Source organism: Mycobacterium sp. UM_Kg27 (assembly GCF_000972905.1).
Classification (GTDB): Bacteria; Actinomycetota; Actinomycetes; order Mycobacteriales; family Mycobacteriaceae; genus Mycobacterium.
In genome coordinates this window covers 1-940 of record NZ_JRMM01000289.1, presented here as the reverse complement: position 1 = coordinate 940, position 940 = coordinate 1, and the positions used below count along the sequence as shown (strand labels likewise).

The following is a 940-nucleotide window of genomic DNA, read 5'->3' as shown; positions in this document are numbered from 1 at the left end:
ACACCGTTTTGACAGTCAAGGCCCGGCGTGATCGTCTCGACACCGCCATCGAGGAGGCCGCCGCGGATTGCGAGTTCACGGCGCTGGTGCGCCGCCTGGGGTGCCTGCGCGGCATAGGAACGCTCACTGCATTTGCTCTCGCGGTGGAAATCGGTGACTGGACACGGTTCACCGGCAACACGATCGGGTCCTTCGTCGGCCTCGTGCCCAGTGAACACTCATCGGGTGGATCCCGCAGTCAAGGGTCTATCACCAGGACCGGCAACGGACACGCCCGCCGCCTGCTCGTCGAAGCAGCATGGCACCACCGCCCCCGATACACCGTGGGAAAGGTCCTGCGCGCACGCTGGGATCTGGCACCGGCAGCTGCGCGAGCCCGCGGCAACGACGGCAACCATCGCTTGCACCAGCGGTGGGTGAAATTCATCGACCGCCGCAAACGCAGCACCGTCGCCGACGTCGCCATCGCCCGTGAACTCGCCGGGTGGTGCTGGTCACTGGCCGTGCTAGACCCCAGCACCTGAGGCCCATGAACCCCTTCGCCAGGCACCGGGAGTCGGTGGCAGCGCGTGGAGTGACCCGCGACCCTTCTAGGAGCAGCCCTGCGAGGCGACGCTCGACGTTAGACACGCGGACCCACTCCAGCCGAAACACCGTCCTGCGGTAACCAACCCGCGCATATCAGTCAGACCGCGCGTCGCCAACGACACGCTCACCGACACCCCCAGCCACGGCGAAGCAGAGGCGCCCGCCCCAACCCAGGGACGGGCGCCTCATCCTGCCCCTTGACACGACCTACCTACATATCAGAAGGGCGGTGGGTCGTCGGGGTCGGTGCCGGGGGCGGCTTTCGGGAACCACACGGCGTCGGATGCGGTGCGTCGGGCTTGGCGGGCTTTGTGGTTTTGGTTGCGTTCGGTGGCGATGCGGGCCGCGCGGT

1 protein-coding gene is annotated in these 940 nt (G+C 67.4%); it reads left to right on the top strand.

Annotation, left to right across the window (positions count from 1 at the left end):
* A partial coding sequence (locus LI94_RS21295; RefSeq protein ID WP_046302494.1) for a transposase occupies positions 1-524 on the top strand: 524 nt, incomplete at its 5' end.
* Between the last annotated feature and the right edge of the window lie 416 nt (positions 525-940).